General features: G+C 66.2%; 21 protein-coding genes and 1 riboswitch. Of the genes, 12 read left to right on the forward strand and 9 right to left on the reverse strand.

Translation table 11 applies throughout. The features are described 5' to 3' along the window. The 4 genes from ACQR1B_RS03505 to ACQR1B_RS03520 form a co-directional block, all read left to right on the forward strand. Positions 1–332, forward strand: a 332-nt coding sequence (locus tag ACQR1B_RS03505) for a hypothetical protein (RefSeq protein WP_434871315.1), incomplete at its 5' end; no start/stop codon positions are given. A 128-nt stretch (positions 333–460) separates the two neighbouring features. Then, the gene (locus tag ACQR1B_RS03510; protein ID WP_434834231.1) at positions 461–691 is read left to right on the forward strand and encodes a hypothetical protein; all 231 of its coding nucleotides are present in this window, start codon (positions 461–463) and stop codon (positions 689–691) included. A gap of 75 nt (positions 692–766) precedes the next feature. Then, complete coding sequence (locus ACQR1B_RS03515) at positions 767–2,779, forward strand: S8 family serine peptidase (RefSeq protein ID WP_434834230.1); 2,013 nt, start codon at positions 767–769, stop codon at positions 2,777–2,779. 376 nt (positions 2,780–3,155) lie between these two features. Then, on the forward strand, positions 3,156–3,290 hold the full coding sequence (locus ACQR1B_RS03520; protein ID WP_434834229.1) for a hypothetical protein: 135 nt from the start codon (positions 3,156–3,158) through the stop codon (positions 3,288–3,290). A gap of 242 nt (positions 3,291–3,532) precedes the next feature. Here the strand turns inward: ACQR1B_RS03520 and ACQR1B_RS03525 are convergent, their stop codons facing one another. From ACQR1B_RS03525 to metX, 3 genes are all read right to left on the reverse strand, one after another. Continuing rightward, the gene (locus tag ACQR1B_RS03525; RefSeq protein WP_434834253.1) at positions 3,533–3,868 is read right to left on the reverse strand and encodes a GIY-YIG nuclease family protein; all 336 of its coding nucleotides are present in this window, start codon (positions 3,866–3,868) and stop codon (positions 3,533–3,535) included. A gap of 349 nt (positions 3,869–4,217) precedes the next feature. Continuing rightward, positions 4,218–4,883: a methionine biosynthesis protein MetW gene (gene metW / locus ACQR1B_RS03530; RefSeq protein WP_434834228.1), complete on the reverse strand. Its 666-nt coding sequence runs from the start codon at positions 4,881–4,883 to the stop codon at positions 4,218–4,220. Between the two features lie 3 nt (positions 4,884–4,886). Continuing rightward, a complete protein-coding gene (gene metX, locus ACQR1B_RS03535; protein WP_434834227.1) occupies positions 4,887–6,113 on the reverse strand; it encodes a homoserine O-acetyltransferase MetX in 1,227 nt (408 codons plus the stop codon). Positions 6,114–6,204: 91 nt separating this feature from the next. Beyond that, positions 6,205–6,284: riboswitch (SAM riboswitch) on the reverse strand. 202 nt (positions 6,285–6,486) lie between these two features. Here metX and ACQR1B_RS03540 point away from each other — a divergent pair. Genes ACQR1B_RS03540 through ACQR1B_RS03550 form a run of 3 tightly spaced genes read left to right on the forward strand, consistent with a single transcriptional unit; the run spans position 6,487 to position 9,387 of the window. Further along, complete coding sequence (locus ACQR1B_RS03540; protein ID WP_434834226.1) at positions 6,487–7,320, forward strand: chorismate mutase; 834 nt, start codon at positions 6,487–6,489, stop codon at positions 7,318–7,320. 37 nt (positions 7,321–7,357) lie between these two features. Next, positions 7,358–8,455, forward strand: a complete 1,098-nt coding sequence (gene hisC / locus ACQR1B_RS03545) for a histidinol-phosphate transaminase (RefSeq protein ID WP_434834225.1) — start codon at positions 7,358–7,360, stop codon at positions 8,453–8,455. Beyond that, complete coding sequence (locus tag ACQR1B_RS03550) at positions 8,452–9,387, forward strand: prephenate/arogenate dehydrogenase family protein (protein WP_434834224.1); 936 nt, start codon at positions 8,452–8,454, stop codon at positions 9,385–9,387. Before hisC ends, ACQR1B_RS03550 begins: the two co-directional genes overlap by 4 nt. 4 nt (positions 9,388–9,391) lie before the next feature. Here the strand turns inward: ACQR1B_RS03550 and ACQR1B_RS03555 are convergent, their stop codons facing one another. Then, positions 9,392–10,576: a DUF2125 domain-containing protein gene (locus tag ACQR1B_RS03555; RefSeq protein ID WP_434834223.1), complete on the reverse strand. Its 1,185-nt coding sequence runs from the start codon at positions 10,574–10,576 to the stop codon at positions 9,392–9,394. 99 nt (positions 10,577–10,675) lie between these two features. On the opposite strand from ACQR1B_RS03555, the gene ACQR1B_RS03560 reads away from it, so the two are divergent. Next, positions 10,676–11,275, forward strand: coding sequence for a gamma-glutamylcyclotransferase (locus ACQR1B_RS03560; RefSeq protein ID WP_434834222.1), 600 nt, complete (start codon positions 10,676–10,678; stop codon positions 11,273–11,275). 7 nt (positions 11,276–11,282) lie between these two features. Here the strand turns inward: ACQR1B_RS03560 and ACQR1B_RS03565 are convergent, their stop codons facing one another. The 4 genes from ACQR1B_RS03565 to ftsE form a co-directional block, all read right to left on the reverse strand. After that, on the reverse strand, positions 11,283–12,050 hold the full coding sequence (locus tag ACQR1B_RS03565; protein WP_434834221.1) for a lysophospholipid acyltransferase family protein: 768 nt from the start codon (positions 12,048–12,050) through the stop codon (positions 11,283–11,285). Between the two features lie 12 nt (positions 12,051–12,062). Further along, complete coding sequence (locus ACQR1B_RS03570) at positions 12,063–12,773, reverse strand: YdcF family protein (RefSeq protein WP_434834220.1); 711 nt, start codon at positions 12,771–12,773, stop codon at positions 12,063–12,065. 258 nt (positions 12,774–13,031) lie between these two features. Continuing rightward, entirely contained in the window at positions 13,032–14,000 is a 969-nt protein-coding gene (locus ACQR1B_RS03575; protein ID WP_434834219.1) for a cell division protein FtsX, read from the reverse strand. Continuing rightward, a complete protein-coding gene (gene ftsE, locus ACQR1B_RS03580; RefSeq protein ID WP_434834218.1) occupies positions 13,993–14,652 on the reverse strand; it encodes a cell division ATP-binding protein FtsE in 660 nt (219 codons plus the stop codon). Before ftsE ends, ACQR1B_RS03575 begins: the two co-directional genes overlap by 8 nt. 216 nt (positions 14,653–14,868) lie before the next feature. On the opposite strand from ftsE, the gene ACQR1B_RS03585 reads away from it, so the two are divergent. The 4 genes from ACQR1B_RS03585 to ACQR1B_RS03600 all read left to right on the forward strand — a co-directional run bounded on the left by ACQR1B_RS03585 (position 14,869) and on the right by ACQR1B_RS03600 (position 17,259). After that, on the forward strand, positions 14,869–15,729 hold the full coding sequence (locus ACQR1B_RS03585; RefSeq protein ID WP_434834217.1) for an MJ0042-type zinc finger domain-containing protein: 861 nt from the start codon (positions 14,869–14,871) through the stop codon (positions 15,727–15,729). Positions 15,730–15,783: 54 nt separating this feature from the next. Next, complete coding sequence (locus ACQR1B_RS03590; protein WP_434834216.1) at positions 15,784–16,164, forward strand: response regulator; 381 nt, start codon at positions 15,784–15,786, stop codon at positions 16,162–16,164. 120 nt (positions 16,165–16,284) lie between these two features. Then, complete coding sequence (greA, locus tag ACQR1B_RS03595) at positions 16,285–16,767, forward strand: transcription elongation factor GreA (RefSeq protein WP_434834215.1); 483 nt, start codon at positions 16,285–16,287, stop codon at positions 16,765–16,767. Between the two features lie 27 nt (positions 16,768–16,794). Beyond that, positions 16,795–17,259 (forward strand): metallophosphoesterase family protein, encoded by a 465-nt coding sequence (locus tag ACQR1B_RS03600; protein ID WP_434834214.1) that lies wholly within the window; start codon positions 16,795–16,797, stop codon positions 17,257–17,259. Between the two features lie 58 nt (positions 17,260–17,317). Here the strand turns inward: ACQR1B_RS03600 and ACQR1B_RS03605 are convergent, their stop codons facing one another. Then, positions 17,318–19,666 carry a phosphocholine-specific phospholipase C gene (locus tag ACQR1B_RS03605; protein ID WP_434834213.1) on the reverse strand — a complete coding sequence of 783 codons (2,349 nt, stop codon included), beginning with the start codon at positions 19,664–19,666 and terminating at the stop codon, positions 17,318–17,320. Positions 19,667–19,792: the final 126 nt, after the last annotated feature.

Genomic DNA, 19,792 nt, shown 5'->3' on the forward strand with positions numbered 1-19,792 from the left:
GCCACAAGCTCGGCATCTTCAGCGCCGGCCAGCCCGGCATGCAGGCCGCCGTCGAACCGCCCCCGACCGACATGGAGTTGCAGGGCTTCTGGGACGTGCTCAAGAAGATCGGCAAGGGTGCCCAGACCGGTCTCGACATCGGCCACAAGCTCGGCATCTTCAACGCCGGCCCGCAGCCGCAGGCGGCAGCCGAGCCGCCCCCGACCGACATGGAGCTGCAGAACTTCTGGAACGTGCTGAAGAAGATCAGCAAGACCACCCAGACCGGCCTCGACATCGGTCACAAGCTCGGCGTCTTCAACGCCGGACAGACCGGCACCACGATGCACTGACGATACGGCTCCGACCTTCGCATCAGTCTGCAACGAACTGAACGCCAGATGTCGGATCACAAGAAACATGCAAGCGGCGGGCGCATGCAAGTCCGCCCGCCGCCGACCTGACATGGATGGAGCGACGCATGGCGGACTCGAACACGCCCCAGGAATTCATCGTGCAAGGCGAACCGGTCAAATCCGGTCAACTGGCAGATCACTTGCGTGGTGAGCCCAACGTGAAACGCGTCGGGCAAGTCGCGCCCGACGTCGTCATCCTCTCCATGACGAAGACCCAGGCCGATCACCTCCGATCGACGTTCAGCACGATCGTGGTGGAGCCGAATGCCCAACTGAAATCATATGGCGCCGGCTGACCCTTGCTGCGCCCCTCCCCCGACGGTTTGAAGGATGAAGGAGCCCACAAAATGGCTGCGAGAAGCAAACCCGAAATGTCCGACGAGAAAGAGGCCGGGATGGCCGTCAACGGCACCGGCGCACAGCCCGGAGTCGCGGATCAGCCGGCAACTGACCCGGCCCCGGCGCTGCATGCGGCAGCCTCCGGGGCCGGCGCGCCCGGCCCTGCGGCGCGAGGGACCGGCCGAGCCCCCGGCGACGGCGGCACGGCAGCGCCTGCGGAAGAGCAGCCTGCCGCAACGATCGCACCGCGGCGGGCACAGTACATGCTCGCCCCGCGTCAGCAGATGGGGGTCGAGACCTTCAGCGCCGATTTCGTCGTTCAGCAATTGACGAATAGTCCGGACATCGACGTGGTGAAAACGATCCATCCGCCGCGGCTGTTCGGATTTCAGAGCGCCGATCCGGGACAAGTCCCGCTCGGTCCGATGGTGCTTGCCCGAATGGCTCCCGACAAGGCCGAGCTGTTGAAGACCCAGGCAGGAGCCCGGCTCGCGGTCGAGCGCGATGCGCCGCTGAGCTACATGCTCGATCCGACGGTGCCGCATGTGCCGGCGGCCCACCAGCTTCCCAATCCCGGCGTTCTGTTTCCCTTGGCAGACGGGTTCTCGACGACGATCGAGGTGTCCGGCGAGAACGGTCCGCTGCCGGAGACCGAAGTATATGTTTTCGGCAGCGTGTGGCCGGTCCAGGGCGTCACCGACGCCAATGGCCGCGTCACGCTGAAGATTCAGGGCGAAACGCCGGATACGATCCGCGCCATCCTCGTCAAGCCGCGCGTCGACTACTGGACCTTCTGGCTCGATCGTCCGCAGCTCATCCCTGACGCCGTGAATCGAATTGGGCCGAAGGCGCTCGGCGCGTATCTGCGGGACTTTCCCGGCCAGCAGATCCTGGGCTGGGGCCAGCGCGCGATGGGACTCGACCGCGTCCCTCTGACCTACAACGGCGCGGGAGTGAAGATTGCGATCATCGACTCCGGCGCGGCGCCGACGCACCGCAATCTGCACGGCGTCACGATCGGCACCAGCATGGTCGGCGATCCCGCGGCCTGGAGCGTCGATACCATCGGTCACGGTTCGCATTGCGCCGGAATCATCGCCGGCGGTCCGATCGGGACCGGCGGCGGCATTCGCGGCTTCGCTCCCGCGGCCGAAATCCATGTCTGCCGAATCTTCCCGGGTGGCCGGTTCAGCGATCTCATCTCGGCACTCGACTACTGCATGGAACATGGCATCGACGTCGCCAACATGAGTCTCGGCGGCGGCGAGCCGTCGCAGATCATCGAGGACCGGATTCTGCGCGCCAAGCAGATGGGCCTTGCCTGCATCGTCGCCGCAGGAAACTCCTCGGGGCCCGTTCAGTTTCCGGGCTCGACGCCGCATTGCCTGTCGGTCGCCGCGATGGGCAAATGGGGCGAGTTTCCCGACGACAGCTTCCACGCGCAGCAGGCACTGGACGGCTTCCAGAGCCGCGACGGATATTTCCCCGCGAAGTTCAGTTGCTTCGGCCCGGAGATCGATGTCTGCGCGCCCGGCGTCGGCATCGTGTCCTCGCTTCCGGCCGATGGTTTCGGCGCCTGGGACGGCACATCGATGGCGACGCCACACGTCACCGGCCTGGCCGCGCTCGTGCTGGCGCATCACCCCGACTTCAAGGGTGCATTCCAGACGCGCGACGCGCGTCGGGTGGAGCGGCTGTTCCAGATCCTGAAGGACACGTCGACGCCGCTGCAGTTCGGCGATTCCAACCGATCGGGCGCCGGACTGCCGAACGCGGTGCGCGCATTGGGCCTGGAGGGGAACGTGGGCGCCTCACCCGCCACCGATCCCTCGCTGGATATCCTGCGTCGCCTGTTTGGACTTGCGCGGGGCGACGCCCAGAGCGCGACGCCGACGAAGCCGCAAGTCCCTCATGCGAAGCCGAACGGCTCGGGCGCAGTCGCGCGGGGGCCGGCAAAGACGACGGCCGAGTGGTCCAACGCGGCCGTCGGCGACCCCAGTCCGGCCCAGATCCGGGACATCATGCACAAGGCCGGATTGCTCTGAGTTGCATGACCATCCCGACCTGGGCGCGACATGGAATGACGTGAAGATATCCGGGGGCCCGCAGGCCAGGCTCTGACGAATGTGCGCCTCACGCGTTGCACGACGGGCAATTTGCGCATGGACCTCATGCATGAACTGCCCGTCGTGTTGGTTTGCCGCACCTTGCGAGCTTGCATCGTCGGGCAAATCAAGCGCAGATTCCCGCCCGTCCCGCCTCACAGCAAGAGGGGCGTATCGCGGTCGTCACGAACGCTGAGGTGGGATGCGGTGGGCGTGTCGGATTGCGCGTGGGGCTTGCTCTGCGCAGACGAACAATTCCGGCACGCACGGTCAAGTCGCGCGGTCCTGATCCTCCGACGCTAGGATCAAGTTGGCGATGAATTTCGCCGACGACGGTGGCCAGAAAGCCCGGCGCACCGGGGAGAACGCGAAGCAGCCGTACAACCATCGCGCAGGGAAGGCCGGGTGTTCCGGCTCGTACCTGTGGTACCTGCCGCCTGCATTTTTTTGAGCAGGCGGGCCATGGGTGCGGCCAGCATCCGGCCTTCCCTGCGCCTCTGCGTTTTCGGAGGCGAGACGTGACGCATAGCTCGGGCGCAGATGCGCGGCGAGGACGCGGAATTGTGTCTCGGCCAACTCTGCCGCTTGAACCTGTCTCAACCAGTCCGGCTCTTTGAAACGTGAAATCCGCCAACCCCAAGCTCGTCATGGCCGGGCTTGTCCCGGCCATCCACGTCCGTCCGCGTGCACGCCTCAAGCTGTGATCGTATCGTAGAGATCATCCCAGTCGGGATTGCTAGCAAGGATCAGTCCAACCTTCCAGGCACGCGACCAGTGTTTGATGTTGTGTTCCCGTTGGATCGCGCTCTGAATGTCGTCGAAGACCTCGAAGTAGACGAGCCGCTTCAAGCCATATCGTTTGGTGAAGCCATCGACGAAGCCGCATCGGTGCTGATAGACGCGCTGCACGAGATCACTGGTCACGCCGACGTAGAGCGTGCCGTTGGGACGATTGGTCATGAAGTAAACGTAGCCACCCGCCATGTCGCCATACTGCAAGACGTGGATGGCCGGGACAAGCCCGGCCATGACGGCGGAGAGAGAGACATGAACCATCGCTCACCCATGCTCGATCGCAATTGGGTTACTCGTCATGCCCGGGCTCCGTCCCGGGCATCCACGTGGTTCTCAGGATGCCGAACGACGTGGATGGCCGGGACATGCCCGGCCATGACGGTGGAGAGAAAGACGTGAACCATCGCTCACCCCATGCTCGGTCGCAATTGGGTTGCTCGTCATGCCCGGGCTACGTCCCGGGCATCCACGGGGCTCGCAGGATGCCGGACGGCGTGGATGGCCGGGACGGAGCCCGGCCATGACGGTGGAGAGAGCGGACACACAAACGTCGATGGCAACCCTGGGCGGTCGCACCCTCGCCCTACCGCCCCTTCTCTGCCCTGCTCAGCAGGAACACGCCCTGCTCGCCGAACATGTTCCAGAACCACCAGGGCATGGCGACGCGCAGCGGGCGGGCGTAGGCGTCGAGGGCGACGGCGCGTTCCATCTTGACGCCGATCTCGTCGCAGAGCTGCACGAAGTCCTTGATGGTGCAGAAATGGATGTTGGGCGTGTCGTACCAGGTGAAGGGCAGATTGTCGGTGCGCGGCATGTGGCCGCCCACGAGCAGTTGCAGGCGCAGGCGCCAGAAGCCGAAATTCGGGAAGGTGACGATGGCGCGGCGGCCGATGCGCAGGAGATTTTCCAGAACGTCCTTGGGCCGCCGCGTCGCCTGCAGCGTCTGCGACAGGATCACGTAGTCGAAGGCGTCGTCGGGATAGTCGACGAGATCCGTGTCGGCATCGCCCTGCACCACCGCGAGCCCCTTGGCGACGCAATGGTTGACGCCCTCGCGCGACAGCTCGATGCCGCGGCCGTCGATGCCGCGGCTCTCCAGCAGTTGCAGCAGGTCGCCATCGCCGCAGCCGATGTCGAGCACCTTGGAGCCGCGCTCGACCATGCCGGCGACCAGCAGGTGATCGGGACGATAGGCCAGCACCTCGCCGCCGGAAAAGCCGCTCAGCGGCAACACGCCCTGCATGCTCATGGCTCAGCCTCCTGTCACGGCCTCGAGGCCGCGCGCCTTGCCGGCAGATTCGAGAAAGGCGCGGGCGATGTCGATGAATTCGGGCACGTCGAGCAGGAACGCGTCGTGCCCCTTGTCGGTCTCGATCTCGGCGAACGACACCCGCGCGCTGGAGGCGTTGAGGGCGTGCACCAGCGCCCGCGATTCCGAGGTGGGGAACAGCCAGTCGCTGGTGAAGGACACCACGCAGAAGCGGGTCTTGATGCCGCGGAACGCCGCCGCCAGCACACCGTCATGGTCGCCGGCGATGTCGAAATAATCCATCGCGCGCGTCAGATAGAGATAGGAATTGGCGTCGAAGCGCTCGACGAAGGACGAGCCCTGGTAGCGCAGATAGCTCTCGACCTGGAAGTCGGCGTCGAACGAGAAGGTCGGCAGCTCGCGGTCCTGCATGCGGCGGCCGAACTTGCGATGCAGCGCCGCGTCCGACAGATAAGTGATGTGCGCGGCCATCCGCGCCACCGCGAGCCCGCGATGCGGATGCGTGCCCTTGTCGCCATAGCGGCCATGGTCCCAGTCGGGATCGGCCATGACAGCCTGGCGGCCGAGCTCGTGGAAGGCGATGTTCTGCGCCGAGTGCCGCGTCGCACAGGCGATCGCGAGATTGGCGAACACGCGCTGCGGATAGGCCACCGTCCATTGCAGCGCCTGCATGCCGCCCATCGAGCCGCCGACCACGGCGAACAGCGTTTCGATGCCGAGATGGTCGATCAGCATCGCCTGCGCGCGCACCATGTCGGGGATGGTGATGATCGGGAAGTCGAGCCCCCACACCTTGCCGGTCGCAGGGTTCAGCGAGGCCGGCCCGGTCGAGCCCATGCAGCCGCCGATCACGTTCGAGCAGATGATGAAATAGCGGCTGGGATCGAGCGGCCGGCCCGGACCGACCAGCGTCTCCCACCAGCCGGGCTTGCCGGTGACCGGATGGCGGTTGGCGACGTGCTGGTCGCCGGTCAGCGCGTGGCAGACCAGCACGGCGTTCGACTTCTCGGCGTTGAGCTCGCCATAGGTCTGGTAGGCGATCTGGAACGGCGCGAGGTCGACGCCGCAATCGAGCTTGAGCGGCTTGTCGGCGCCGAACTGCGCGACCGGCGAGCTCGGATGATCGACCTCGTGCGACCTTTCTTCGGATCGCTCCTGGGGGGTCACCGCGCGCAGAGCAGGTGTGGATTTCGGCGTCAGGCCTGTCATGTCTTTCACCCCGGCCATCCGGCAAGGGCTCCCGAACCACGTGACACATCAGGCCATGAAAAACCCGGCCCGAACTGGGGGTCGGCCGGGATCGATAACGTCCCCGGCCTGTTTAGCGAGTTTTTTAACGTGGCTGCAAGCCGGCCGGCTCAAATGACCACGGAACAGGCAGAAGCTAGTCCCGCGGCCGCCTCTCGTCAAGGCAAGCCCCGCTGCGAAAGGCAGCTCCAAGGGCCCGCCGCCGCGGCCCGCCTGCAGCGTAGGCAGACCCGGGTAAACTTGGTGTTGCACCGGCCTGCCGCATCGGAGAGAACGGCATCCATTCCAGTCGGCCGCGCGTCAGCGCGTCGCCCGCGCAGAGTGACTTGAGCCCATGTCGAACCCCCCGCCCGCCCCGCCTTCGCTTGCCGATTTGCGCAAGGAGATCGACGCGATCGACGAGCAGGTGCATCAGCTGCTGATGCAGCGGGGCGACATCATCGACCGCCTGATCAAGGTCAAGAAGACCCAGGAGGTCGGCTCGGCGTTCCGGCCCGCGCGCGAGGCCGACATGATGCGCCGCCTGGTGCAGCGCCATCGCGGCATCCTGCCGCTCGACACCGTCGAGGGCATTTGGCGCGTGATCGTCTCGACGTTCACCTATGTCCAGGCGCCGTTCTCGGTGCATGCCGACGTGTCGGTCGGCGAATCCGCGATGCGCGATTCCGCCCGGTTCCATTTCGGCTTCGTGGTGCCGTATGTCGCGCATTTCAGCGCTCAGGCCGCCGTCGAAGCCGTGGCGCGCTCGAAGGGCGATCTCGCGCTGGTCTCGACAACCTCGGGCCATTCGCCGTGGTGGATCACGCTCGAGCCGGCGGGCGCCCCAAAGGTCATCGCGCGGCTGCCGTTCATCGAGCGCGCCGATCATCCGGCGGCGTTGCCGGTGTTCGCGGTGTCGCGCGTCGCCGACGATGCGCTGCTGCTGGAGGTCGAGACCTGGAGCATTCGCGTCTCCGGCTGGAATGCGCAGGTGTCGCGCGCGCTGTCGCCGCTCGCCGACGTTATCGCCGTACCGGATACCGCCTTCGACGGCGCCGCGCTGCTGGTGTCGATCGAGGCGCCGTCCACCCTCGACAAAATCAAGTCCGCCCTGATCGCGGCAGGTGCCTCGGTGCGCTCCGCGGCCCTCGTCGGCGGCCATGCAAAGCGCTATACGGTTCCCAGCTGAGACGCCCCGCGCCAGTGACGATTTTCCGGAGTTGATGATGAACCGCCCCGTGCCGAACCCCGGCATATCAGACATTGCGCCCTATACGCCCGGCAAGAGCCCGCAACCGGAGGCGGGCCGCAAGGTGTTCAAGCTCTCGGCCAACGAGACCCCGTTCGGCCCCTCGCCCAAGGCGATCGAGGCGTTCAAGAGCGCGGCCACGCATCTGGAGGATTATCCGGAAGGCACCTCGCGGGTGCTGCGCGAGGCGATCGGACGCACCTACGGCCTCGATCCCGACCGCATCGTCTGCGGCGCCGGCTCCGACGAGATCCTCAATTTGCTGGCGCACGCTTTCCTGGGCCAGGGCGACGAGGCGATCTCGACCACGCACGGCTTCCTGGTCTATCCGATCGCGACCATGGGCTGCGGCGCCAAGAACGTGGTCGCCGCGGAGACCGAGTATCGCACCGATGTCGATGCGATCCTCGCCGCAGTGACGCCGCGCACCAAGCTGGTGTGGCTCGCCAACCCGAACAACCCGACCGGCACCTACATCCCGTTCGACGAGGTCAGGCGGCTGCGCGCCGGCCTGCCTTCGCATGTCGTCCTGGTGCTCGACGCGGCCTATGCGGACTACGTCTCGCGCAACGACTATGAGTTCGGCCTCGAGCTGGTCGCGACCACCGAGAACACCGTTGTCACGCACACCTTTTCCAAGATCCACGGCCTCGCCGCTCTGCGCGTCGGCTGGATGTTCGGTCCGGCGCACATCGTCGATGCCATCAACCGCATCCGCGGGCCGTTCAACGTCTCGTCGCCGGCGATGCTGGCGGCAGTGGCCGCGATCGAGGACACCGCGCATCAGCAGATGTCGAAGACGCACACGGAGACGTGGCGCAACTGGCTGACCGAGGAGATCGGCAAGCTCGGGCTGAAGGTGACGCCGAGCGTCACCAACTTCATCCTGATCCACTTCCCGACCAAGAACGGCAGGACGGCGGTCGAGGCCGACGCGTTCCTGACCCGCCGCGGCCTCGTGCTGCGCGCGCTCGCCAACTACAAGCTGCCGAACGCACTGCGCATGACGATCGGCACCGAGGAGGCCAATCGTCTCGTGGTCGACGGCTTGCGCGACTTCATGGGGGCTAAGTGAGCGGGTCGGGGCATTTCGAACGCGTCGCGCTGATCGGGTTCGGCCTGATCGGCGGCTCGATCGCGCGCGCGGCAAAGCTGCAGGGTATGGCCGGCGAGATCGTCACCACGGCGCGTTCGGACAAGACGCGGGCGCGCGTCGCCGAGCTCGGCATCGTCGACCGCGTCGTCACGAGCAATGCAGAGGCCGTGAAGGATGCCGATCTCGTCATCCTCTGCATTCCCGTCGGCGCCTGCGGCCCGGTGGCGGAAGAGATCGCGCCGCATCTGAAGCCCGGCGCCATCGTCTCCGACGTCGGCTCGGTGAAGGGGGCGATCGTCCGCGACATGGCTCCGCATCTGCCGGCGCATGTCCATTTCGTCCCGGCGCATCCGGTCGCCGGCACGGAGAATTCCGGACCCGATTCCGGATTCGCCGAGCTGTTCATCAACCGCTGGTGCATCCTGACGCCGCCGGACGGCGTCGATGCCGGCGCGATCGATCGGCTCCGCGCCTTCTGGGCCGCGCTCGGCGCCAAGGTCGAGATCATGACGCCGGATCATCACGACCGCGTGCTCGCGATCACCAGCCATCTGCCGCATCTGATCGCCTACACCATCGTCGGCACCGCCGACGAGCTGGCGCAAGTGACCGAGTCCGAGGTGATCAAGTTCTCCGCCGGCGGCTTTCGCGACTTCACCCGCATCGCCGCCTCCGACCCCACGATGTGGCGCGACATCTTCCTGAGCAACAAGGACGCCGTGCTCGACATGCTCGGCACCTTCACCGAGGATCTGTCCAAGCTGACGCGGGCGATCCGCCGCGGCGACGGCGAGGCGCTGTTCGATCACTTCACGCGCACCCGCGCGATCCGCCGCGGCATCGTCGACATCGGCCAGGATTCGGCAGCCGCCGATTTCGGCCGGCCGCTGCCGCAGATCAAGAAGCCCTGAGCGATCAGAACAGCGGAGGGACGCGGGCAACCTTGAACGCACCGAGCATCACCACCCCGTCGGAGAAGCGCAACGGGAAGGTCCGCGCCTTGCGGCCTTCGAGCGTGGCTTCCTTGCCCAGTGCATTGATGCCGAGCGCGACGCCGACATTGGCGTTCTGCTTGACGACCTTGCCGAGGCCGGGAATGGCGCGGTCGAGCGCCCCCAGCAGGTTGTTGACGTCCTGCGACTTCACGCCCGGCGCGACGCGATCCAGCGCCCCCTGCGGCACGCCGTTGTCGAGCATCTTGTCGAGGCCGAGCGCCGGGATGACCTTTTCAATGCCCGCGACCGTCATCTGGACCTCGCCGTCGATCCCGCCATTGGCGGTCAGCGTCAGCGTGCCCGAGGCGACCGCCAGCAGTTCACCCTGCTGGATCCGCGACTGGACGATCTCGACATGACCGCCCGCCGCCTGGATCTCACGAAACCGCTCGGGCCAGGGTTTGGGACGGAAATCCTTCAGCCCCGTGAGCCGGGCCTGGATGTCGGTATTGAACGGTTCGGCAAGCAGCGGATGACTGCCCTGGATGCTGCCGTTTACGATCTGCAGCGACGTCTCCAGCACGGGATGATCGGACGGCGTGCCCTCGGCGAGACGGCCGTGCAATTCGGCGTGATCGGCCCGCGCCGCCGGCACGGCGGCGCCGCCCTCGATGCGGTCGATGGTCGGCTGTTCGAACACCAGATCCGCGCGCTGGGGCGCAGCCGGGAGACCGCGCACGCTGGCCTGGCCGACCTGCCAATTGACCGCGAACGAGGCCGGCCCGCGGCCATCGGCGATGGTTGCCGGTCCCTTGAACTCGGCAATGATCCGCTGCGGGTCCCACACCTGCGCGAGAACCAGAATCTCGTCGAGCTTGGCGTTCATCAGCGGCGTGCCAGCCGACTGCGAGAACAGGGCGACGCTCGGGTCCGCACAGCGAATCTCGAGCCGGAACGGGAAGCCGGCGACGGAGCGCTTCGCGCAGTCATAGACGCGGCCGGACTTCGCCTCGCGGGCGCGCCAGGCATCGGCCTGGACATCCACCTGCGATGCGGCGAAGAACCAGAATGCGCTCCACGCGATGGCTGCGATCAGGAGCAGGACGGGAGCAATGAAGAGCCCCCAGAGCGGGCGCCTGCGGGGCGCTTGCGACGAACGAGACATGCAGGACACCCTTTGGGCAGCAAATTTGGCAATTCCACGATCACGGATTGTGTACCTGAGTTAACAATTCGCGAGCACCTCACTTAGGCTTCCGCTCTGATGTCTGCAATGACTCTGTCCGCACGCGACCTTCCCCACGGCGATCTCTGGGTGTTCGGCTATGGCTCGCTGATGTGGCGTCCCGGTTTCGACTTCGTCGAGCAGGTGCCGGCGCGGCTGATCGGCGAGCATCGCGCGCTATGTGTGTACTCCTTCGTCCATCGCGGAACGCCGGAGAAACCAGGCCTCGTGCTGGGTCTGGATCGTGGCGGTGCGTGTCGCGGGATTGCGTTTCGTGTCGCCGAAGCCAGACGCGACGAGACGATTGCGTATTTGCGGGCCCGCGAGCAGGTGACCTCCGTCTATCGTGAGGTCACGCGCTCGGTGTGGCTGGACAACGAACCTCGCGAGCGCGTCAGCGCGCTGGTCTATGTCGTCGATCGCGGCCACGTTCAATACGCCGGGCGGCTGTCGCAGCAGGAGCAGCTGCGCCATGTCCGCCAGGGACACGGGCAGTCCGGCGCCAACCGCGACTACGTGATTTCGACGGTGAAGGCGATCGAGGCTCAGGGTTTCCGGGACGCGCAGCTGCACCGGCTCGCGATGATGCTGCACGACGACGCTCATTCGCTGCACGCCGATAGGGGAGACGCCGCGTGACCAGAGATCACGCGCGTTCAGGCGCCGCCGCACGGCTGAACAATTGCGCCTGCTCGGCCCTCCCCGCAGCAACGAGGCGATTGGTCGCATCCTCGATTACGGTCTCGATGCGACGCATGAACTCATCGCGCGGCAAGCCCGGCGGCAACGGATCGAGAAACTCCACGACCAGGGTTCCCGGATAGCGCAGGAAGGTGCGGCGCGGCCAGAACAGACCCGAGTTGAGCGCCACCGGCAGGCAGGGCACGCCGCAATCGGCATAGATCAGCGCGACGCCGGCCTTATAGTCCGGCGGCGCGCCCACGGGGCGCCGCGTGCCCTCCGGAAAGATCACGAATTGGCGACCGCGGTTCACCTCTTCCGCGGCCCGCCGCATCACCTGCTTCAAGGCCCGGGCGCCGGAGCCGCGGTCGATCGCGATCATGTTCGCCTTGACCAGATATTGTCCGAACACCGGAATGCGCAGCAGCTCGCGCTTCAGCACGAAGAACGGCGCATCGAAGAAATGCAGCAGCGAGATCGTCTCCCACATCGACTGGTGCTTGGCGGCGACGATCAGCGGCCCCGTAGGGATCTTCTCGACGCCGCGATATTCGACCCGGATGTTGCAGACGATGCGCATCAACAGAATGTTGCTCTGCGCCCACCAGTTCGCGACGCGCAACAGCGCCTTGCGCGGCATGACCAGCGTCGGCAGCGCGACCACGGCCCAGAACACGAAGTTCGGATAGAACAGGATGTTGAACAGGAGCGAACGCAGGAAGATCAGTACCATCAGAAACCCAGTTCAATTGGCTTGCGCCGTCGCCGGACGGCGCGGGACCGAGCCGGTCGGCTGCTCGCTCTCGGGCACGAGATCGAGGCCGAGATCGACGAGCCGCAGCCGCGCTTCGGCGGCGACATATTTGGCATATTCGGACAACAGCAGCCGCAAGGTCGGCGCGCTGGTCCACCACGGCTCGTCCCGCCATTTTTCGCCGACGACGGCGTAGGGAATGAGATCCATGCTCGGCATCGCATGCGAGAGTTCGACGATGGCGCGCGGCATGTGATAGTTCGACGTCACCACGATCAGCGACTTGAAGCCGCGCTCGGCCGCCCAGCGCCGCGTCTGGGCCGCATTGCTGCGGGTGTTGATCGCGGAATAGTCGAGATCGACGCAGCAATTGATGAACGACCGCGCCTCCGGCAGCGACCGGGTGATGTCGCTGGCCTCGTTGGTCGGGTGGACGCCGGAAATCAACAGCCTGCGGCCATAGCCGCCCGCCAAAAGTTCGACCGCGTCCGAGACCCGTGACGAGCCGCCGGTCAGAACCACGATGCCGTCGGCCTTGCGTTCGGGCTTGATCTCGGCGCCCCGCAATTGCGACAGGAAGCCGACGAAGCCGACGGCCGCGACGAAGAAGCCGATCCCGAGCGTGGCGACGGCGCCCGCGAGCATCCGTCCCACCACGACGGTGAGCGGCAGCCTGCGCTTATGGTCGGTCCCTGGCCCCATTCGATAACGCTTGGCGATTCCTTGCCTGCCTGCGCGTGGCGCCATGCCGTCGCGCGATCCCGTCCTTCAAGTCCGGGACCGCAGGCAGGTTTCGCCGGCATCCCGATCACGTTCGCTCGCCGCCGATCGTGGCGCGCGACCTCCACCGTGTTCGTGACCCAACTCACCCCACCCTGCCTTATCCCAGCGCAGACGATTCTAGGCGGTTTTTGGGCCAAGTGAAATCCGCAACGAGACGGCTGGGGATAGAGGCCGCCATCAGTCGATGCTCGCCAGCGTCGCGAACAGGGTCCGGCGCGCCGCCCAGCCGGTCACCGCGGCGATCACGACGGCCTGCAGCGCGATCGCCACGTAGCCGAGCGGGCGCAGCGAGAACGTGCCGAGCAGCGCCGCGAACTGATCGCCCACCGGCGTACCAGAGAACCAGTTCGCGATCGACTCCGAGAACCCGAAGCCGAGCATTGCGAGCCCGCCGCCGATCACGCCGCCTTCGAGCCCGAGCTGGAGGAAATGGCGCAGGAAGTGATTGGCGATGTAGCGGTCGCCCGCGCCGACGAAATGCAACACCTCGACGATCGGCCGGTTCGCGGCCATCGCGCCGCGGGTCGCGAACGACACCGAGATGATGGTGGCCACGATCACCAGCACGAGGATGCCGAATCCGGCGAACAGCGTCGCGCCGGTCATCGAGCGCATGCGCTCGATCCAGGCGCGATGATCGTCGACGCTGGCGGTCGGCGCAACCTGGGTCACGCGGTTGCGCAGTGCCGCGAGATCGAAGGCCGTCCCGGGCTGCACCCGCGCAATGATGACGCGCGGCACCGGAAGCTCGTCGAACGACAGGCCGCTGCCGAGCCACGGCTCGAGCAGCTTGCCCGACTCGTCCTTGGTGAAAGGCCGGACCTCGACGATGCCGGATTGGGCCCGCATCGCCTCCGTCACCAGGGCAATGTCGCGATCGAGATCGCGGCCGGTCCTGGGACGAACCTGGACCGTGATCTCGCTTGCCACCTCCGACTGCCACTCGGCCGCCGATTCGCTGACCAGCAGCACGGCACCGGTGGTGATCGAGGCCAGGAAGGTCATGATCGCCACGACGGCGACGAGCGCGCGGCCCGCGATCGACGCCCGCGGCACGATCGGCGACACGATGCGGGCTTGCGCCGGCAGTTGCGGGCGGTCATCGCCGAGATCGACCAGAAGGCCGCGATCGTCCACGCTACTCATAGATGTGCAATCGTCCCTGATGCAGCACCAGCCGGCGGGCCTCGTATTGGTCCATCAGCGTGATGTCATGGGTTGCGATGATCACCGCCGTCCCCGAGCGGTTCAATTCGATGAACAGCCGCAACAGGCGGCGCCCGAGCGTCGGATCGACGTTGCCGGTCGGCTCGTCCGCGAGCAGCAGTTGCGGCCGCGAGATCACGGCCCGCGCGATCGCCGCGCGCTGCTTTTCACCGCCGGACAAGATCGGCGGCAGCGCATCCATGCGCTCGCCGAGGCCGACCCATTTCAGGAGGTCGATGACCTCCTTGCGGTAGCTCGACTCGTCGCGGCCCATGACGCGAAACGGCAGCGCCACGTTCTCATAGGTGGTCATGTGGTCGAGCAGGCGGAAGTCCTGCAGCACGATGCCGATACGCTTGCGCAGATCCGCGATCTCATCCTTGCTCAGCAGCGAGATGTCGTATCCGAACAGATTGACCAGACCGCGCGTCGGCCGCAGCGACAGGAACAGGAGCTTGAGCAGCGAGGTCTTGCCGGCGCCCGAGGGGCCGGTGAGGAACTGGAAGGAATGGGCCGGAATCGCGAAGCTGAGGTCGCGGAGGATCTCCGGCCCCAGTCCGTAGCGTAGCCCAACGTTTTCGAACCGAACCAAAGCGTCAGCTCCGTTCGACGGCGTGCAGAGTCGATCCGCACGCGACAAGCCCGGTGGAACGATCGCCCGATTGAGCGCTCGTTATGGTTTCCGGTTCGTTAATGGTTGCCATGTACCAATGGCACGATTGAGTTCCGACGGTCGTCCACATGGCGTTCCTTGTAGCACGAACTGTCGGAAACGAAGCGGCAATGCCCCGTTGGGAGAACCGGCGCGATGTTCATCGTTTGCCCCCATTGTACGACGTCCTACGCCATCGATCTGGCAACCCTGGGTATGGCCGGCCGCAACGTACGCTGTTCCCGTTGCAGGGAGATCTGGCTGGCACGTCCGGAAGATGCGGTCGAGGCACCGGCGCCGATCCCGGCGATGGCCGAGGCCGGCGACACATCTGCGCCGCGCGACGCCGCCGATGAATGGGAAGCCCTGGCCCGGGAGGAAACCGACGAGCCGTCTCCCCAGGTGGAGAGCCCGTCGATCGCTTCCGGCTGGCCCGAGGACGCCGTCACCGCAGAACCCAGCGAGACCACGGCCGATGCCGAGCAGTCGGAGCCGGAACCAGGCAGGCTCTCGCGCCTCGCCGGCCTCGGCAAATTCATCAAGCGCCCGACCTGGCTGCACGTGCCGGGCCAGAAGGCGATCCACCTGCCGGTGCTGACCGCGGCGATGGCGGCGCTCGCGATCGCCCTTGTGGTGTGGCGCGCCGACGTCGTCCGGCTGATGCCGCAGACCGCATCGTTCTACAAACTGGCCGGGCTCGAGGTGAACCTGCGCGGCCTCTTCTTCAAGGACGTGAAGGTGGCGACCGAAACCGTCGACGGCAAGCCGGTGCTGGTGATCGAGGGGACGATCGTCAGTGTCACGAAGAAGGCGGTCGACCTGCCCCGGCTGCGTTTCAGCGTGCGCGACGCGCAGGGCACCGAGATCTATGCCTGGAATACGCTGCTCGAGCAGACGGCGCTCAAGCCGGGCGAGCGCGCCACGTTCAAATCGCGCCTGGCCTCGCCCCCTCCCGAAGGCCGCAATATCGATATACGGTTCTTCAACCGGCGCGATCTCGCCGCCGGTAATGCATGATGACGATGGTCTCGTGGCTCGCCCGCGGGGCCCACGAGACGGAGAAGCCATGACATGTCGCGCGTGCTGATCGCCGACGACGAAGATTCGATGCGGACCCTGGTCGCGCGCGCCATCGCGATGGACGGGCACGAAATCGTCACCGCGCAGGATGGCGCCGAGGCGCTCGACATCCTGACGCGCGAGAACGGGGCCTTCGACCTGCTGCTGACGGACATCCAGATGCCGATCATGGACGGCATCGCACTGGCGCTGTCGGCGGCGCGCGATTTTCCCGACCTGATCATCCTGCTGATGACCGGCTTCGCGCATCAGCGCGAGCGGGCATCGAATCTCAACGCGATCGCGCATGACGTGATCACCAAGCCGTTCTCGGTCGCCGATATCCGCACCGCGGTCGCCGACGCGCTGGCCTCGAAGGCGCCGAAGGCGTAGGGCGGACGATCGTTCGGGCGGCCCCGGCGCGGCCGCCCCACTTGAAATCCGCCCGTCCGGCATGATCTCTCCCGAATGGGCGGCGACATTTCGCCGGCCCTCTGCAGGAGTTCTGCTCGCGTGAGCGTCGCCTTCACCAAGGAAGAGAGCGCCGAGACGGCGGCGGAAACGCTGCTCCCCGACCGGCCGGTGTCGCCACATCCGAATTTCGTCACCAAGGCCGGCCTCAAGGCGCTTGAGGACCAGCTGCGCGAGGCGCAGCTGGCCTATGAATCGGCGCAGGGCATCGAGGACGTCAACGAGCGCCGGCGTGAATCGGCGCTGCCGCTGCGCGACGCACGCTATTTCGCAAGCCGGCTGCGGACGGCGCAGGTGATGCAGCCACCGGCCTCGACCGAGGCGATCGCGTTCGGCAGCACGGTGACGTTCCGGCGCGGCGACGGCCGCGTGCAGACCTACACGATCGTCGGCGAGGACGAGGCCGACCCGAAGCGCGGCATGATCTCCTACGTCTCGCCGGTGGCACAGCGCCTGATGGGCAAGGCGGCCGGCGACGTCGTCGAGGCGTCCGGCCAGGAGATCGAGGTCCTCGCGATCGCCTGAACCCCGCCCCTCTCGTTCGCAGGACCGATGCCGAAGATCGGGATCATTTCCGACACCCACGGCCTGCTGCGGCCGGAGGCGGAGCAATGCCTGGCCGGCGTCGATCACATCCTGCACGCCGGCGACATCGGCCGGCCGGAGATCATCGACCGGCTTGCCCTGATCGCGCCGGTGACCGCGATCCGCGGCAATATCGACACGAGCGCGTGGGCGAAGGTCTATCCGGAGACCGCCAGCGTGCAATTCGAGGGCCGGACATTCTTCCTCGTGCACGACGTCCACGATCTGACCATCAATCCAGTTGAGGCCGGCATCGACGTCGTGATCTCAGGCCACTCGCATCGTGCGCGGGTCGAAACGATCGGCGGCGTGCTCTACCTGAATCCGGGCAGCGCAGGCCCGCGTCGCTTCAAGCTGCCGATCACGCTCGCCACGCTGGATGTCTCGTCAGGTGGCCTGTCCCCCGTGATCCATGATCTCGGCGGCGGCTGAAGCAAAACGAAAGGGCGCCAATCGGCGCCCTCCGCAAGCCTCGTATCGGATGCCGTGATCAGAAGCGATCGGCCAGCGCCATGCCGGGATCGCTGAACGAGGGACGGCCGGCTTCGACGTGGCCGGCGACGCGGCGGTAGAAGCTGTCGTCGTCCTCGCAGGTAACGACGAAGTCGTACCACAGGCCGGACTTGCGCAGAGGCCAGTAAAGCTCGCCGTGGCGGCCGGGCGCCGACACTTTGACGGTCCACGACGTCGACGGACCGCCATGGCTCGGGCCGGGGAAGAAGCCCGGCGCGCCGAAGCCGAAGCCCGGCGCATCGAAATCCGGTGCGGGCCGGAAGCCCGGCACGACGCCGAACCCGACAGGGTGCAGCCCCGGCCGCGGACCGAAGCCCGGACACATCGGCTCCAGCGCGGCCGACACCGACGCGGTGACGGCCTGCAGCGGTCCGTAGATCTCGTTGGACTTCACCGCGAAGTTTACGCGCCCCTGCCCGTCGTTGCGCAGTTGCATGTGCAGGCCGCCCTCGAAGACGTTGTAGCCGACGAAGATCTCGGGGTTGGCGGCATGCGCCTGCTTGATCTTGCCGACATCGCCCCTGAAGTGGCGATGGAAGCCGTTCGGGCCGAGCACCCAGAGATCATAGAGTCCGTCGTTGCCGACACGCCATTCGTCGTCGAGCATCTTGCCGGCCTCGACGGTGTAGCGGCGCGGGATGAGGTCGAGGTGCTGCTTGTCGTAGACGTGGAACACGGCGCCGGCGAAGCCGGTGTTGGCAAACAAGAGCTTCACCTTGCCTGAGGCGGCATCGACCTTCGCGGTGGCATGCAGGATGTAGGGCAGCGGGCGCGAATAGCGCACGCCGGTCTCCTGGAACAGCGGCTGCGGCGTCGCGGGCGCAGCCGGCGCCGGCAGCGTCTTCTGATGCGCATCCGAGGCCTGCCAATTGCTCTGGTCGGGCAATTCCGGGAAGCGCGGATCGTTCGGGCTGGCGAAGTCGAACGCCGAGGTGAGATCGCCCGACACCGCGCGATGCCACGGGCTGATGGCGTCGACCTTGATCGCAAAGCGCTTCTCGAGGAATCGCCCGATCGACGTATGATCGAACACCTGCGAGTTGACCCAGCCGCCCTTGCTCCAAGGTGAAACGACGTACATCGGCACTCGCGCGGAGAGGCCCCAGGGACGGACGTTGCCGCTGATCGTATCGGTCGCGGTCAGGACGTTGCCGACGGTGTTGGAGAAGTACTCGCCGTCGAGCGGCAGCGTCGCCTTACCCATCAGCTTGCCGTTGATGTCGTAGGACGGCACCGACGGCGCGGGCAGATGATCGAAGAAGCCGTCATTCTCGTCGAAGGTCAGGAAGAAGACGGTCTGGCTCCAGACTTCGGGATTGGCGGTCAGCGCCTCCAGCACCTGATCGGTGAAATTGCCGGCGCGGGTCGGGCTGCCGCCGCCGGGATGCTCTGAGTTGGCCTGGGTCGGCAGGATCCACGACACCTGCGGCAGGGTGCCGGCCATCACGTCGGCCTTCAGCCGGTCCAGATAGTCCGCGCCGCCGGTCAGACCGTGCACGTAGTTCGGATCGTTCGGCTGAGCGTGGCGAAAACTGGAGAATGCCAGGCAGCCATGCATCGCGCCGGTCCAGTTGTCGTTCATGTCCTGATAGATGTGCCAGCTGACGCCGGCCTTGTTCAGCAGATCGGGCAGCGTGTCCCAGTTGAAGTCGCTGCCGACATATTTGTAGGTCGGCTGCGGCTGCGGCTGACCAGCCACCCATTTGGACGGGTTCGGCCAGCAGCGGAGGTTGTTGGGCTCGGAATCGTTGGTCGTGCTGTTGACGCCCTGCGCGCGCAGCGCCGGATTGAAGTTGGAGCCGGACCAGAACACGATCCGGTTGGGATCGGTGCCGGTGGTGATCGAGGCGTGGTACGCGTCGCACAAGGTGAACGCCTCGGCGAGCGCGAACTGGAACGGGATGTCGTCGCGGCCGAAATAGCCCATCGCATAGGGCGTCTTGTACTGCGCCCAATATCCCATCTTGCCCTGATTCCAGGCCGCCTGGCTGTCGCCGAACGAATGCGGCGTGCCGTAGCCGACGAGCGCGTTGGAGGTCGTGGAGTCGCGGTGATAGGGCGGGATCTCGCGGCTGCCGTCGGACTGGAACCAGACCGGCTTGCCGCTTTCGAGTGGAATCGGGAAGCGGTCGCCGAAGCCGCGGACGCCGCGCAGCGTGCCGAAGTAATGGTCGAACGAGCGGTTCTCCTGCATCAGGATGACGATGTGCTTGACGTCCTGAATGGTGCCGGTCCGGCGCCGCGCCGGAATGGCCAACGCCTGGCGGATACTGGCAAAGGCAGCCGCCGCCGTGGCGCCTGCCAGAAAATTGCGACGTGTTGTCATGGTGTTTCGGCCTTTTGAAATCCTGGGAAGGAATTCGGCGACGGCCGGGTGACGGCCTTCGCCCGAGAACGGCCGAAGGGTTAGCAGTGCGACTTGACGTCGCTGTGAAATATTTATTTATGATAT

Origin of the sequence: Bradyrhizobium oligotrophicum, from assembly GCF_051168495.1 — a bacterium.
GTDB lineage: Bacteria > Pseudomonadota > Alphaproteobacteria > Rhizobiales > Xanthobacteraceae > Bradyrhizobium > Bradyrhizobium oligotrophicum_A.

Excerpts from the sequence above, each read along its gene's own strand:
- ACQR1B_RS03560 (WP_434834222.1), top strand. The coding sequence starts at position 10,676 with ATGTCTGCAATGACTCTGTCCGCACGCGACCTTCCCCACGGCGATCTC.
- ACQR1B_RS03590 (WP_434834216.1), top strand. The coding sequence starts at position 15,784 with ATGTCGCGCGTGCTGATCGCCGACGACGAAGATTCGATGCGGACCCTG.
- ACQR1B_RS03605 (WP_434834213.1), bottom strand. The coding sequence starts at position 19,666 with ATGACAACACGTCGCAATTTTCTGGCAGGCGCCACGGCGGCGGCTGCC.
- ACQR1B_RS03555 (WP_434834223.1), bottom strand. The coding sequence starts at position 10,576 with ATGTCTCGTTCGTCGCAAGCGCCCCGCAGGCGCCCGCTCTGGGGGCTC.
- metX (WP_434834227.1), bottom strand. The coding sequence starts at position 6,113 with ATGACAGGCCTGACGCCGAAATCCACACCTGCTCTGCGCGCGGTGACC.
- ACQR1B_RS03600 (WP_434834214.1), top strand. The coding sequence starts at position 16,795 with ATGCCGAAGATCGGGATCATTTCCGACACCCACGGCCTGCTGCGGCCG.
- ACQR1B_RS03540 (WP_434834226.1), top strand. The coding sequence starts at position 6,487 with ATGTCGAACCCCCCGCCCGCCCCGCCTTCGCTTGCCGATTTGCGCAAG.
- ACQR1B_RS03565 (WP_434834221.1), bottom strand. The coding sequence starts at position 12,050 with ATGGTACTGATCTTCCTGCGTTCGCTCCTGTTCAACATCCTGTTCTAT.
- ACQR1B_RS03525 (WP_434834253.1), bottom strand. The coding sequence starts at position 3,868 with ATGGCCGGGCTTGTCCCGGCCATCCACGTCTTGCAGTATGGCGACATG.
- ACQR1B_RS03510 (WP_434834231.1), top strand. The coding sequence starts at position 461 with ATGGCGGACTCGAACACGCCCCAGGAATTCATCGTGCAAGGCGAACCG.
- ACQR1B_RS03515 (WP_434834230.1), top strand. The coding sequence starts at position 767 with ATGTCCGACGAGAAAGAGGCCGGGATGGCCGTCAACGGCACCGGCGCA.
- ACQR1B_RS03520 (WP_434834229.1), top strand. The coding sequence starts at position 3,156 with ATGAATTTCGCCGACGACGGTGGCCAGAAAGCCCGGCGCACCGGGGAG.
- metW (WP_434834228.1), bottom strand. The coding sequence starts at position 4,883 with ATGAGCATGCAGGGCGTGTTGCCGCTGAGCGGCTTTTCCGGCGGCGAG.
- ACQR1B_RS03570 (WP_434834220.1), bottom strand. The coding sequence starts at position 12,773 with ATGGGGCCAGGGACCGACCATAAGCGCAGGCTGCCGCTCACCGTCGTG.
- hisC (WP_434834225.1), top strand. The coding sequence starts at position 7,358 with ATGAACCGCCCCGTGCCGAACCCCGGCATATCAGACATTGCGCCCTAT.
- ACQR1B_RS03585 (WP_434834217.1), top strand. The coding sequence starts at position 14,869 with ATGTTCATCGTTTGCCCCCATTGTACGACGTCCTACGCCATCGATCTG.
- ACQR1B_RS03575 (WP_434834219.1), bottom strand. The coding sequence starts at position 14,000 with ATGAGTAGCGTGGACGATCGCGGCCTTCTGGTCGATCTCGGCGATGAC.